This window comes from Streptomyces sp. NPDC088387 (genome assembly GCF_044753385.1).
In the GTDB taxonomy this organism is placed as follows: domain Bacteria; phylum Actinomycetota; class Actinomycetes; order Streptomycetales; family Streptomycetaceae; genus Streptomyces.
Map to the genome: position 1 here is coordinate 60,770 of NZ_JBIVNC010000008.1, position 12,904 is coordinate 73,673.

Below are 12,904 nucleotides of genomic sequence, written 5' to 3' on the forward strand. Positions count from 1 at the left end.
ATGGGGACCTACACGATTCCGAACGTGGTCGAGAAGACCCCGCAGGGCGAGCGGTCGTACGACGTGTTCAGCCGGCTGCTCGCGGAGCGGATCATCTTCCTGGGCACGGAGATCGACGACGGTGTCGCCAACGTCGTCATCGCGCAGCTGCTCCATCTGGAGTCGGCGGCGCCCGAGCACGAGATCGCGATCTACATCAACTCGCCCGGCGGATCGTTCACTTCGCTAATGGCGATCTACGACACCATGACGTACGTGCAGGCGCCGATCTCGACGTTCTGTGTCGGGCAGGCGGCGTCCACGGCGGCCGTGCTGCTGGCCGGCGGGGACCCGGGGCGGCGGTCCGTGCTGGAGCACGCCCGGGTGCTGCTCGGGCAGCCCGCTAGCGGCGGCCACCAGGGCACGGTGTCGGATCTGGCGCTCCAGGCCAAGGAGATGGTCCGGATCCGCGGGCAGGTCGAGGAGGTGCTGGCCCGCCACACCCACCACGAGATCGGCACCCTGCGCGCCGACATGGACCGGGACAAGGTGTTCACCGCCGAGGAGGCGGTGGCCTACGGACTGGCCGACCAGGTGGTGAGCCGGCGCCCGGTGCTCGCCTGAGACGCCGGGCGCGGCTCGGTCAGGCGGCCAGGCACAGCCCGTTGTGGGACGCGTTCGGCGCCGTGGTGCTCCGGCCGGTGCGGCTGGTGGTGGAGCGGACCAGTTCGCCCTGGGCCAGTGACAGCAGGTCGCCGAGGCCGAGGCCGAGCGCGCGGGCGGCGGCCGCGAGGACCTCGGAGGAGGCCTCCTTGCGGCCCCGCTCGACCTCCGAGAGATACGGCATGGAGATCCGGGCCGCGTCGGCGACGTCCTTCAGCGTGCGCTCCTGCGCGAGGCGTTCGCGGCGCAGGACGTCGCCGATCAGGTCGCGCCAGAGGGGCTCCACGGGGGTGGGCCCCTTGCGCGGCGGGGCGGCGGCCGGGCGGGCCGGACCGAGAGCGGCGGGACGGTCGGACGCGGGGCGGGCGGTCCCCGGACGCGCGGCGGGGCGCAGGGGGATGACGCGGGCTTCGTTCGGCGCTTGGTTGCTCACCTTCCCAGCCTAGGAGTCCTGCCCGCTCAGGGAAGGGACGGGCGTTCCGCTCTGGGGGGAATCGACGGGAGCGGCCTACGCACATTGCGGGACACGGAAGTTCGACGCTTCGCATCGGTTGTGCATGTCTTGGCGAACCCGGGGTAGCCGAGGCCTCGAAGTGGGACGGGCCGAAGCAGGTTCCGACGAGAAAAACCGAACTCCGATGTTCGTGGGAGAGGGCAATGGACACCGCCGTGATCCGGTCGCAGGCAAAGGTCGAGAACGACACCGCCAGTACCCGGACGGAGGGAGGGACCCTGCCGGACGGCGTCGACCCGCGCACCGTGGCGCCGATGGACGCGCGCGCGATGTCGCGACAGCTGTTCCCGAGGCTGGCGGAGCTGGAGGAGGGCACGCACGAGTACCAGTACGTGCGCAACACCCTGATCGAGCTGAACATCTCGCTGGTGCGTTTCGCGGCCGGGCGTTTCCGCGGCCGCGGGGACGACATGGAGGACATCGTCCAGACCGGCATGATCGGTCTGATCAAGGCCATCGACCGGTTCGACCTGTCGCGCGAGGTCGAGTTCACGACGTTCGCGCTGCCCTACATCGTCGGCGAGATCAAGCGGTTCTTCCGGGACACCACGTGGGCGGTGCACGTCCCGCGCCGTCTCCAGGAGCTGCGGGTCGAGCTGGCCAAGGCCCGTGAGGAACTCTCCGGCCATCTGGACCGCGAGCCGACCGTGGCGGAGCTGGCGGCGGTCATGGACATCACACGCGAGCAGGTCGTCGAGGCTCAGCTCGCGGCCAACGGATACAACTCGGCGTCCCTGGACGCCGCCCTCACCGGCGACGGCCCCGAGCAGGGCGAGGCCGTGCTCGCCGACTTCATCGGCGTCGAGGAGCAGGGGCTGCGGCTCGTCGAGGACGTCCACTCGCTGGCCCCGCTCATGGCCCAACTGGGCGAACGCGACCGGAAGATCCTGCATCTGCGGTTCGTGGAGGAGGCCACCCAGGCGGAGATCGGCGACCAGCTCGGCTGCTCGCAGATGCATGTGTCCCGCCTGCTGAAGCGGATCATCGTGAAGCTCCGCAAGGGCATGCTGGGCGAACTCGGCTGCGCCTGACACATGTCGATGCCCTGACACACGTCGATGCCGGGCCCCGCGTCTTCCTGGGCCCGGCATTCAAGTACCGCTCGGCTCAGTCCGAGCTCACCCGGAGCACCGCCCGCACCCGCTTGCCCACCGGCACCCGCTCCACCGTCACGTCGGCGGTCAGCGCGTGCACGATCTCCAGACCGTGCCGCCCGATGCGCTGCGGATCGCGCGGGTAGCGGCGCGGCATGGCGACGCTGCTGTCGTAGACGGACACGGCGACCTCGGAGTCGGTGCCCTCCAGCTCAAGGATGTAGGGGCCGTTGCTGTGCCGGTCGGCGTTGGTGATCAGTTCGCTGACGACCAGGAGCACTTCGCCCTCGGCCCGGTCGCCGATCTCGGCGCACCACTCGGTCCTGAGCTGCTCCAGGAAGAGCCCGGAGAACGCGCGTGCCTCGGCGATGCATCCCGGTTCCCCGGTGTAGTGCGCCGCCCGCCGTAGTGGTTCCACGGGCACGTCGAAACCAGTCGGTATCACTGCCCCGTCCCGGTGCTCGATCATGCTTTTCTCTCTCGGAAGCCGGCGTGGCCGGACGCTGCTGCACCAGTCCTGGTACCCAGAGCCGGGCCGCGCAGTCCCAAGGAGAGAAGCGTTACAGCGCCGGCGTGGTGGCGACGGACTCCGAAGCAGTGTAGGCGGAGGCCGTGCCCGAGGTGGTGGTAGTCGTGGTATTGGAGCCGAGAGGTGCTTGTGGGGTGGTTGTGTCGGCGCTTTGGGAGGTCCCGTCCGTCCCGTCCGCCCCGGGTTCCGACGTGGGGGGTTCGGAGGTGGGCGGGGACTCCGGGGACGTGGACTCCGAGGCGGGCGGGCAGGTCGCCGCGTCCGCGTCGGACGTGTCGGGGCACGGCGAACCCGAGTCGGACGGTGGCGCGGTGGGTGTGCTGAGGCTCGGCGAGGGTGTGGAGTGTCCGTCGGGCCGGTCGGTCTTCTTGTCCCTGTCGCCGGTGTCGCCCTGGTGCCGGGCGACCCACTCGCGGTGGTCGGGGTCGTAGAGCACGAACACGTTGATCACCGTCGGGGCGGGGGTGACGACCACGACGTTGTCGGTGCGGTACGACGGCCAGGAGTCGCCGGTGCGCTCGGGGGTGCCCTGCTGGGCCACGGGGTCGGTCAGCGGGTTGCCGCAGGCGCAGCGGACGCGCGGCACGCCCCGGTCGTCGACGAGGACGGCGGTGCCGGACTGGAGGACGGCCTGGTAGCGGGTGGCGCTCCCGTCGCGGTAGCCGTGGTTGGTGACACGGGTGTCGAGGCGGAGCTGTACGGGGGTCAGGGAGCGCAGATAGCCGGGGACCCGGCCGGGTTCGACGCCTTGGACGGCGGCGAAGGCGCGGTTCTTCGCCGGGTCCTGCTGGAGGAAGCCGATCTGCTGCTCGACGTTGCAGGCGGCGACGTTGCGGGTGCCGCCGTAGAGGCCCGCCGCGCCGCCCTGCACGCCGCGTACGGCGTTCGCGGGGGCGGACGCGGTCTCCGGGCTCGGGGTGACCGGAGGGGCGGAGCTGTCGGTCGCGGTGGACTCCGTGAAGGGGTCGGGGCCGGACTTGCCGGCGGCCTGGAGGAAGATCTCGCCGTCCTTGCCGGAGGCGGTCGAGGAGCTGTCGTCGGGCCGGGTGAGGACGACGGCCACGACCACGACGGCCACCACTACGGCGGCGATCGCGGCGACGCGGGGCGCGGACCGCCACCAGGGGCGGTGCGGTCCGGGCTCCGGGGCGGCGCCGGACGGCTGTGCGGGCGGTCCGGACGGTGGCTGCGACGGAGGTCCCGCCGGTGGCTGGGAGGGGCCCGACAGGGGGCCGGAGGGCGGTCCGGTGGGACGGCCGGATGACGGCGGTTCGGCGCTCACGAGCTCTTCCTCCCGACGGAGGTGCCGGCGGCCGGCTTGATGGGAATTGACCGCCTATTTACGCAATGAGCCCATTGTGTGCTCCGATCGGGTCGGTGCCGCAAGCCGACAGCGGCGGCCCGCGCGCGTGCCGGGTGGTGGCGGGAGGCTCTCCCGGCAGGCGCCCCGCGCGGGTCCTGCTTAGCGTGGCAGGGTGAGCCTCCGTATCCGCTCCGACCAGGTCGTCGCCCGCCACGGCTGGGTCCAGGCCGTGTTCACCGTGCTGGCCGCGCTGGTCGCCATGGGGGTCGTCGCCGGGGTCGGGCTGTGGGCGGCGGGGGCGGCCGACCTGCCCGACGGCGCGTATCCGCGGGTGGTCGCGGCGACCCTGGTCACGGCCGTGGGCGGCACCGTGCGGATGCGGGGCGACGCGGGCGGACTCGCCGACACGGACGCGGGCCTGGCCGTGATCCCGCTGTCGGTCTCCCTCACCGGGGCGCTGGTAGTCGCCGCGGGATTTCTGCGACCGCTGCGGCACCGGGCGGTGGCGGGCGGGCCGGAGCTGGCGGGCTGGGCCGCGCGGGTCGCGGTGGTGTGGCTGCTGGCGCTTCTCGGGCTGTGCCTCGCCGCGCGGCAGACGTTCCGGGTCTCGCTGGGCGACGGCGCGGCGAGTGACCTCACGGAGGTCTTCGGTGTCTCGCCCGTCGGGGGCTTCACCACGGACGTCCCGCTCACGCTGCTCTTCGGCCTGCTGTGGCTGGCGGGCATGCTTCTGCTGGCGCTGGTCGTCTCGCGCCGGGCACCGCTGCCGGGCCGGGTGCTGCGCTTCCAGGAGTCGGTGCGGCCGGCGGCCTACGCGATGGTCCTGCTGCTGCTCGCGTACGTCGCCCTCGGCGTGGTGATCGGGCTGGTGGTGGCGGCGACCCGCGGGCATGTGGCGGAGACGTTCGCCGTGATCCTGCTCGGCATGCCGAACCTGGTGTGGCTGGCCCTGACCATCGGTCTCGGCGCCACCTGGAACGGCCGTGTCGACGGCCCCTTCGGGCTGCCCGTGCCACGGGTCCTGGACGACGTGCTGCGCGGCCCCGACATCTCGACGCTCAACCTCGACTCGCTGTCCGAGTCGGACGGCAGGGTGTGGTGGCTGGTCGTGGTCAACGCGGTGCTGCTGCTGACGGCCGCGGTCGTGATGGCGGCCCGTTCGCCGGCCCGGGTGCGGGTCTGGCAGCACGCGGTCCACATGGCGGTGGCACTCGCGCTGACGGTCCTGATGATCTGTCTTGTCTGCCGGCTCTCCGCCCACTTCGGGCTCTCGGTGCTCGGCATCGGCGATCTCGGCGGCGATCTGTCCGGGGAACTGGTCCTGCGCCCCGAGTTCTGGTCGGCCCTGGGTCTGGCGCTGCTGTGGGGCCTGGTGACGGGCTTCCTCGGCGGCCTCCTCGTGGCGGGCCTGCGCCGCACCGGCCGCCTGCGCTCGGGGCGGGCCCCCGCCGCGTGACGCACGTGGATCAGAACGGTTCCGTGCCCCTGAACACCGGTGCCGCCCACCGCGGCGGCGGTTTCGGTGCCCGCGGGCGCCGCGGTACGACGCCCAGGTCCACCTCCGTGGGCGGGTGCCCGGCGGCCGGCGGCCCGGTGACGGCCGTGCGCAGGTCGGCGACGAGGCCGAGGCAGGAGTCGTGGCGGTCGTCCGGGCTCTTGGCCAGCGCCCGGGCGAAGACGGCGTCCAGGGGCACGGGAAGCGCCGGCCGGGCCTCGGTCGGCGGGGGCGGCTCGTCGTACTGGTGGGCCCAGAGCAGCGCCATGTCGTCGTCGCGCAGGAACGGCGGGCGTCCGGTGAGCGCCTCGTAGATCACGCAGGCGAAGCCGTAGACGTCGCAGCGGCCGTCGACCGGGCGGCCCGAGATCTGTTCGGGGGCGACGTAGTCGAGCGTGCCGACGAACTGGCCGACCGTGGTGAAGCCGGTCAGGGACAGGGACTTCTTCGTCAGGCCGAAGTCGGTGAGGTAGACGTACTCGGGGTGCTCGCTGTCGGTGCCGCGCGCGACCAGGATGTTGCCGGGTTTCACGTCCCGGTGGACCAGGCCGTGTTCGTGGGCCGCGTCCAGCGCGGAGGCGATCTGCGTGGCGATGCGCAGGGCGGTGGGCAGCGGCAACGGGCCCTGGCGGTCCAGGAGATGACGCAGGTCGCTGCCGGGGACGTACCGCATGGCGATGTAGAGCACACCGTCGGTCTCGCCCGCCTCGAAGACCGGCACGATGTGCGGGTGGTCGATGGCGGCGGCGACGCGGGACTCGTGGGTGAAGCGCTGCCGGAAGGTGTCGTTGCGGGCGAGTTCCGGGGCGAGCAGCTTCAGCGCGACCGTGCGGTCCAGGCGCAGGTCGCGGGCGCGGTAGACGACGGCCATGCCACCGCGGCCGATCTCCTGCTCGATGCGGTAGCCGGCGACCTGCCGGCCGATCAGCTCGGAGGGGCGCCCGGAGAACAGGCTGGTGTCGCGGGCCATCACCGGTCACCGTCGGGCGCGACCACCCGGGTGGGGGCGTGGCCTGGGTCGTCGGCGGCGGCGCGCGGGCCGTCGTCGGTGGCGTAGGTGCTCAGGCGGGTGCCGTCGCCGTACAGCCAGCGGCCCTGTTCGGCGTCGTACAGCCAGACGGACTCGCCGTCGACGACGACACCGATCCGCAGGGACCGGGTGCGGCTCTGGAAGGTCTCGCCGTCGATGGTGCCTGCGGCGAGTTCGCCGAGGGCGGCGCGGTAGCGGGCCAGGGCGCCCTCGGCGTGGGCGAGGTGCGGGCGCGGGTCGGTGGTGGTGTCCAGGGCGTCGCCGGTGGGCGGGTCCTGCGGGACGGCGAGCAGATGGCGGCCGTCGACCCAGGCGGACCAGCCGTTGGCGCACAGGACGTGGCTCCAGTCGCCCTGCCGTTCCACGAGCCGGACCGGGAGCAGCGCGTCGAGGGGGACGGTGGGCCGGGCCGGGTCCGGCGCCTCCCAGGCGGGCAGGCCGTGCTGGGGGACGACGTGGGTGGGCAGGAAGCCGGGTGCCGTCATCGGGTGCCCGCCTTTCTCGGGAAGGGGCCGCCGGGGTGCCTCATCGGGCGGGACGCCTCATCGGGTGCCTACTTCCGCATCACGACGGGTTCCTGGCGGCGCAGCAGCCGCGCGACGATCCAGCCGAAGACGGCGGACAGCACGAGCAGCATGCCGATGTTGAGCAGCCAGACGCCGGCCGAGTGCTCGAAGAGCGGGTCACTGGTGAGTTCGCCGGGCACGATCCGGGACAGTTCGACGGTTCCGGCCATCGCGCCGAGCGCCCAGCGCGAGGGCACCAGCCAGGCGAGCTGCTGAAGGCCGGGCACACCGTCCAGGGGCAGCAGGGCGCCGCAGAAGACGACCTGCACGATGGCGAGCAGCACCAGGAGGGGCATCGTCACCTCCTCCTTCCGCACCAGCGCGGAGACCAGCAGGCCGAGCATCATCGCGGTGAACGCCAGCAGGGCGACGGCGACGGTGATCTCGGCGAGGGGCGGCATCAACACCCCCTCGCCGCCGGGGGCGCGCAGATCGACACCGGCCAGGCCGACCAGGGTGAGGACGACGGCCTGTACGACGGTGATGGTGCCGAGCACCACGACCTTGGAGAGCAGGTACGCCGATCTGGACAGGCCGACGGCGCGTTCGCGCCGGTAGATGACACGTTCCTTGACCAGTTCGCGCACGGCGTTGGCGGCGCCGGTGAGGACGGCTCCGACGCACAGGATGAGCAGGGCGTTCATCGCGGTGTTGCGGTCCAGCCGGCCGCCCGCGAGGGCACGGGCCATGGCGCCCATGACGAACGGCAGCGCGATCATGATGACCAGGAAGGTGCGGTCGGCGGCGAGCGCGGTCGTGTAGCGGCGGACCAGTGTGCCGAGCTGGGCGGTACGGCTGCGGGGCCGGGGCGGGGGTGCGAAGGCGGTGGGCTCGGGGTGCGGCGGCAGGGGCCGGTCGGTGGCGTCGGCGACGTACCGCCGGTGCTGCGGCGAGGCGGCGTACTCGCCGGCCCAGTCGCGGTCCTGGTCGTGCTCGAACGCCTCGAAGGCCTCGGGCCACTGCTCGATACGGAAGTAACCGAGGGCTTCCTCGGGCGGGCCGTAGTAGGCGATGCGGCCGCCGGGCGCGAGCACCAGGAGGCGGTCGCAGACGTCGAGGCTGAGGACGCTGTGCGTGACGACGATGACGGTGCGGCCGTCGTCGGCGAGGTTCCGCAGCGTGTGCATCACCGAGCGGTCCATGCCGGGGTCGAGCCCGGAGGTCGGCTCGTCCAGGAAGAGCAGGGACGGTTTGGTCAGCAGTTCCAGGGCGACGCTGACCCGCTTGCGCTGGCCGCCGGAGAGGCTGTGCACGGGCTGGGAGGCCCGCTGTTCCAGGCCGAGTTCGCGGATCACCTCGTCGACCCGGGCGCGCCGCTCGGCCTTGGCGGTGTCCTGCGGGAAGCGCAGTTCGGCGGCGTAGGACAGGGCGCTGCGCACGGTGAGCTGGGCGTGCAGGATGTCGTCCTGCGGGACCAGGCCGATGCGCTGGCGCAGCTCGGCGTAGTCGCGGTAGAGGTCGCGGCCGTCGTACAGGACGGTCCCCCGGTCGGCGGGGCGCTGACCGGTGAGGGCGCCGAGCAGGGTGGACTTGCCTGCGCCGCTCGGGCCGACCACGGCGAGCAGGCACTTCTCCCCCACCGGGAACGACACGTGGTCGAGGAGGGTCTTGCGGCCGCGGTCGACGGCGACGGTGAGGTCCTGTACGTCGAGGGAGATCTCACCGGTGTCGACGTACTCCTGGAGCTGGTCGCCGACCAGGCAGAACGAGGAGTGGCCGATACCGACGACGTCACCCGGGCCGACGGGCGCGGAGTCGACGAGCCCGCCGTTGAGGTAGGTGCCGTTGTGGCTGCCGAGGTCGACGATCTCGTACGTGCCGTCCGGGCGGGCGCGCAGTTCGGCGTGGCGGCGGGAGACGACGAGGTCGTCGAGGACGAGGTCGTTGTCGGCGGCGCGGCCGATGCGGACCGTGCGGGTGGGCAGCGGCCGGATGCTGGTGGGCCGGCGGTAGGTGCCGGTCAGGTGGGGCAGGGAGACCGCGGACGGGGCGGGGTGGTGGCGGCTGACGAGGAGGGCGCGCGGGCCGTCGGAGGCGCTGCCGAAGCGGATCTCGCTGCCGGGGCCGACGCCCCGGGTGTGGACGCGGCAGCCGTCGGCGAAGGTGCCGTTGGTGCTGTTCTCGTCCTCGACGGTCCAGTGGCCGTCCTCGGGGCGCAGCACGGCGTGGTGCCAGGAGACGCGGGCGTCGTCGAGGACGATCTCGCAGAGCGGGTCGCGGCCGACGTGGTAGTCGTGCCCCGGGATCATCACCGTCGCGCCCGTCTCGGTCTCCAGCACGAGTTCGGGCGCCGTCGATGCCACCGGCGGCTCCGCCATGCCAGAATTCTACCGATTCGCTCACATGTGCGCCCATTATCGGAGTACGAGGGCCCGGAGCGCCGTCCGTGTCAGGCGACCGGCACGACGAGCGCCGGCAGGGTGCGCTGCATACGCAGGGCGTCGACGGACTCGGCCAGCAGCTCGTACTCGGTGGTGTCGTCGCTGGCGGCGATGCGCACCAGCCGTCCCACCGCCAACTCGTCGGCCACCAGGGCCTGCTGGACCGGGTCGCGGCACCAGCGCCGCAGCAGCCGGGGCACGTCGGGGACGCCGGCGGCAACCGGAACGAGGGCGCCGTGCGGGATGTGAGTGCTCTCGGGGGGCGGGTCGAGCCGATCCGCCATCCAGGACGCCCGGTCGCGCAGCCACCACAGGGCCAGCGCGAGCGTGGGCGCCCGGTAGGTGCCGAGCGGCACCCCGATACGTCGGCCGTCGCATACTCCGTACGCCGTGACGTGACACAGGAATTCGTCGTGCACGTTCCACTCCCCCGCTGATCGCGTGCCGGCCTTGCCTCGCTTTCGTGCGGCTCCAGAGCGGTGAACTGCCCTTGACGTTCGAGTATCTTCACTCTTGAAACACTGTCACCATTACTTTCCGGCCAGTCTCCTGGCATATTCACGGACCTTCTTGGCCGGAATACGATGGGTGGCGGAATTCATGGGGCGAGGCGATGCGGGAGTGACTCACGGGGGACGGAAAACTGTCTACTGAATTCACTGTCGTACCACGGAAGAGCCCCTGGAAAGGCGGCTGAATCTTTCCGGTCTTCCGGATCTCTTTCACGGCGGGCGATCAATAAGACGGAGGGGGACACGGTGGCCGGCCGGGCCGAAGAACGGCTCGCCACCCGACCCCCTCCCGTTGGATCAGCCCTTGACGAGGGCGTCGATACGGGCCAGTTCGTCCGCGTCGAAGTCCAGGTTGCGGGCCGCGGCGACGCTGTCCTCCAGCTGCTGCGGGCTGCTCGCGCCGACCAGCGCCGAGGTGACCCGGCCACCGCGCAGCACCCAGGCCAGCGCCAGCTGGGCCAGGGTCTGGCCGCGGCCCTTGGCGATGTCGTTCAGCGAGCGCAGCCGGCCCACCAGCTCCTCGGTCAGCGCGTCCGAGTTCAGGAACGGGCTGTCGCTCGCCGCCCGGGAGTCCTCCGGGATGCCGTCGAGGTAGCGCGCGGTGAGCACACCCTGTTCCAGCGGCGAGTAGGCGATGGAACCGACCTGGAGCTCGTCCAGGGCGTCCAGCAGACCCTCGTCCTCGGGACGGCGGTCGAGCATCGAGTAGCGCGGCTGGTGGATCAGCAGCGGGGTGCCCAGCTCGCCCAGGATGCGCGCGGCCTCGCGGGTCTGCTCGGCCGAGTAGTTCGAGACACCGACGTACAGCGCCTTGCCCTGCTGCACCGCGGAGTGCAGGGCACCCATCGTCTCCTCCAGCGGAGTCTCCGGGTCGAAGCGGTGTGAGTAGAAGATGTCGACGTGGTCGAGACCCATCCGGGTGAGGCTCTGGTCCAGCGACGACAGCAGGTACTTGCGCGAGCCCCACTCGCCGTACGGGCCGGGCCACATCAGGTAGCCGGCCTTGGTGGAGATCACCAGCTCGTCGCGGTACGGGGCGAGGTCGGTGCGCAGCACCTCGCCGAGCGCCTCCTCGGCGGAGCCGGGCGGCGGACCGTAGTTGTTGGCGAGGTCGAGGTGGGTGACGCCGAGGTCGACGGCGCGGCGCAGGATGGCCCGCTGGACCTCGGCCGGGCGGTCCGGGCCGAAGTTGTGCCACAGGCCGAGCGAGAGCGCCGGAAGCTTGAGGCCACTGCGTCCGGTGCGACGGTAGGGCATGTCCGCGTAGCGGTCGGGATGTGCGGTGTACAACGCGACTCCATCAGGGTTGGCACACGTGACTCGGTTCCGGTGAACCGGTATCCACTCTTTCGCGACCTGCGGGCAGTGGTCCAACAGAAGAATCAGATGGTATTGAGCGGCTAAACTGCTCAATCATGGAACTGCGTCATCTCCAGCACTTCATCGCGGTCGCCGAGGACCAGCACTTCACCCGGGCCGCCGAGCGGCTGATGGTGTCCCAGTCCGGTCTCTCGGCCTCCATCCGCGCGCTGGAACGGGAGCTACAGACCCCGCTGTTCGTACGGACCACCCGCCGGGTGACGCTCACCCCGGCCGGGCGGGCCCTCCGGGGTGAGGCGGAGCGGATCCTGGCGCAGGTGCGCTCGGCGCACGAGGCGGTGGCCGCGGTGCAGGGTGTGCTGCGCGGGATGCTGGCGCTCGGCTCCGAGCAGTGCATCGCCGGGGTGCATGTGGCGCGGCTGCTCGCCGCGTTCCGGCGCGGCCACCCCGATGTGGAGATCTGTCTGCGGCAGGCGGGCTCCGGCGCGCTCGCCGAGGAGGTCGCGGCGGGCCGGCTCGACCTCGCGTTCGTGGTGCAGTCCGCCGCCGAGGACCCGGACCAGCTGCGCCGGGTGCCGCTCACCAGCGAGCCGATGACCGTGCTGTGCCACCCGAGCCACCGGCTCGCGCGGATCGGCGCGGCGGTGACGCCGGAGGAGCTGGGCGGTGAGGTGTTCGTCGACTTCCACCCCGACTGGGGGCCGCGGCGCACCACCGACTCCGCGTTCGCCGCAGCGGGGGTGCGGCGCACGGTCGCGCTGGAGGTGAACGACGTGCACAGCCTGCTCGACCTGGTCGACGAGAACCTCGGTATCGCGGTCGTGCCGCGCCATTTCCGGCTCAAGCGGGAGTCGTTGACCGCGCTGCCGGTGAAGGGCACCAACGAGACCGTCTACGAGACGGTCGCCCTCCTGCCGCCGGCGCAGGCCACGAGTCCGGCGGCGCGGGCGCTGATGGCGTTGCTGGAGACCGACGGCATGTGACGCGCCGATGCGCGATGGTGGGTACATGCATGCCAAGGACATCCTCATCGAGGGTTACTCCCGAATCCAGGAAGAAGTCCACGCCGCGGTGGAGGGCCTTTCGCCGGACCGGCTCAACGCGCGTCCCTCCGGCACCACCAACTCCATCTCCTGGCTCGTCTGGCACCTGACCCGCGTCCAGGACGACCACATCGCCGACGCGTTCGGTCTGGACCAGGTGTGGCTCACCGGCGACTGGCACGACCGGTTCGCGCTCGGGCTGCCGCGCCACGACATCGGATACGGCCACAGCGCGGCGCAGGTCGGGAAGGTCCGGGTCGACTCCGGAGACCTGCTGACCGACTACTACGACGCCGTGCACGAGCAGACGCTGAAGGCGTTGCGGGGGGTGTCGGCACAGGATCTCGACGGAGTCGTGGACGAACGCTGGGACCCTCCGGTCACCCTCGGAGTCCGCCTGATCAGCGTCCTCTCGGACGACCTCCAGCACGCGGGCCAGGCAGCGTACCTGCGGGGCTGGAACGGGGGGTCCTGA

13 protein-coding genes are annotated in these 12,904 nt (G+C 71.9%); 5 read left to right on the forward strand and 8 right to left on the reverse strand.

Annotation, left to right across the window (positions count from 1 at the left end; all coding sequences use genetic code 11):
- The gene (locus tag ACIQAC_RS22080) at positions 1–603 is read left to right on the forward strand and encodes a ClpP family protease (RefSeq protein ID WP_402193937.1); all 603 of its coding nucleotides are present in this window, start codon (positions 1–3) and stop codon (positions 601–603) included.
- A 19-nt stretch (positions 604–622) separates the two neighbouring features.
- Here the strand turns inward: ACIQAC_RS22080 and ACIQAC_RS22085 are convergent, their stop codons facing one another.
- Entirely contained in the window at positions 623–1,075 is a 453-nt protein-coding gene (locus tag ACIQAC_RS22085) for a helix-turn-helix domain-containing protein (RefSeq protein ID WP_402193509.1), read from the reverse strand.
- A gap of 224 nt (positions 1,076–1,299) precedes the next feature.
- On the opposite strand from ACIQAC_RS22085, the gene ACIQAC_RS22090 reads away from it, so the two are divergent.
- Entirely contained in the window at positions 1,300–2,187 is an 888-nt protein-coding gene (locus ACIQAC_RS22090; protein WP_402193511.1) for an RNA polymerase sigma factor SigF, read from the forward strand.
- 76 nt (positions 2,188–2,263) lie between these two features.
- On the opposite strand, the gene ACIQAC_RS22095 is transcribed toward ACIQAC_RS22090, so the two are convergent.
- Both ACIQAC_RS22095 and ACIQAC_RS22100 read right to left on the reverse strand, forming a co-directional pair.
- Entirely contained in the window at positions 2,264–2,719 is a 456-nt protein-coding gene (locus tag ACIQAC_RS22095; RefSeq protein WP_402193512.1) for an ATP-binding protein, read from the reverse strand.
- A 91-nt stretch (positions 2,720–2,810) separates the two neighbouring features.
- The gene (locus ACIQAC_RS22100) at positions 2,811–4,061 is read right to left on the reverse strand and encodes a DUF6777 domain-containing protein (RefSeq protein ID WP_402193513.1); all 1,251 of its coding nucleotides are present in this window, start codon (positions 4,059–4,061) and stop codon (positions 2,811–2,813) included.
- 193 nt (positions 4,062–4,254) lie between these two features.
- Here ACIQAC_RS22100 and ACIQAC_RS22105 point away from each other — a divergent pair, with 193 nt between their 5' ends.
- Complete coding sequence (locus ACIQAC_RS22105) at positions 4,255–5,538, forward strand: streptophobe family protein (RefSeq protein WP_402193515.1); 1,284 nt, start codon at positions 4,255–4,257, stop codon at positions 5,536–5,538.
- 10 nt (positions 5,539–5,548) lie between these two features.
- Here ACIQAC_RS22105 and ACIQAC_RS22110 read toward each other — a convergent pair whose 3' ends face one another.
- The 5 genes from ACIQAC_RS22110 to mgrA form a co-directional block, all read right to left on the reverse strand.
- Positions 5,549–6,547 (reverse strand): serine/threonine-protein kinase, encoded by a 999-nt coding sequence (locus ACIQAC_RS22110; RefSeq protein WP_402193517.1) that lies wholly within the window; start codon positions 6,545–6,547, stop codon positions 5,549–5,551.
- Complete coding sequence (locus ACIQAC_RS22115) at positions 6,547–7,092, reverse strand: hypothetical protein (RefSeq protein WP_402193519.1); 546 nt, start codon at positions 7,090–7,092, stop codon at positions 6,547–6,549. The genes ACIQAC_RS22110 and ACIQAC_RS22115 overlap by 1 nt, the downstream gene beginning before the upstream one ends.
- Positions 7,093–7,160: 68 nt before the next feature.
- Complete coding sequence (locus tag ACIQAC_RS22120) at positions 7,161–9,491, reverse strand: FHA domain-containing protein (protein ID WP_402193520.1); 2,331 nt, start codon at positions 9,489–9,491, stop codon at positions 7,161–7,163.
- A gap of 71 nt (positions 9,492–9,562) precedes the next feature.
- The gene (locus tag ACIQAC_RS22125) at positions 9,563–9,973 is read right to left on the reverse strand and encodes a hypothetical protein (protein ID WP_402193522.1); all 411 of its coding nucleotides are present in this window, start codon (positions 9,971–9,973) and stop codon (positions 9,563–9,565) included.
- A 390-nt stretch (positions 9,974–10,363) separates the two neighbouring features.
- Positions 10,364–11,356, reverse strand: coding sequence for an L-glyceraldehyde 3-phosphate reductase (gene mgrA / locus ACIQAC_RS22130; protein ID WP_402193524.1), 993 nt, complete (start codon positions 11,354–11,356; stop codon positions 10,364–10,366).
- A gap of 125 nt (positions 11,357–11,481) precedes the next feature.
- Between mgrA and ACIQAC_RS22135 the strand changes: the two genes are divergently transcribed.
- A complete protein-coding gene (locus tag ACIQAC_RS22135) occupies positions 11,482–12,369 on the forward strand; it encodes a LysR substrate-binding domain-containing protein (protein ID WP_402193526.1) in 888 nt (295 codons plus the stop codon).
- 25 nt (positions 12,370–12,394) lie between these two features.
- A complete protein-coding gene (locus ACIQAC_RS22140) occupies positions 12,395–12,904 on the forward strand; it encodes a DUF664 domain-containing protein (RefSeq protein ID WP_402193527.1) in 510 nt (169 codons plus the stop codon).